The organism is Enterococcus sp. H57, from assembly GCF_003112495.1.
Classification (GTDB): domain Bacteria; phylum Bacillota; class Bacilli; order Lactobacillales; family Enterococcaceae; genus Enterococcus_B; species Enterococcus_B faecium.
Genome location: NZ_BEHC01000090.1, coordinates 1 through 203, shown reverse-complemented (window position 1 = coordinate 203; position 203 = coordinate 1). Strand labels below are relative to the sequence as shown.

General features: G+C 36.9%; 1 protein-coding gene. It reads left to right on the top strand.

Annotated features, from left to right (window positions below; genetic code table 11):
- On the top strand, window positions 1-203 hold a 203-nt coding region (locus DIZ30_RS13260), incomplete at both ends, for a transposase (RefSeq protein WP_199914203.1).

Below are 203 nucleotides of genomic sequence, written 5' to 3'. Positions count from 1 at the left end.
TCACTACACGCCCCAAACCATGTCCAAAATGACTAAAGTGCTGACTGAAGAAGTAAATGCATTTAAAGTTAGAACTCTAAATGATAAGTATGTCGCTATTTTCATGGATGCTACTTACATTCCACTAAAACGTCAAACTGTATCCAAAGAAGCGATTTATATTGCCATTGGTATACGAGAAGACGGCACTAAAGAAGTACTGA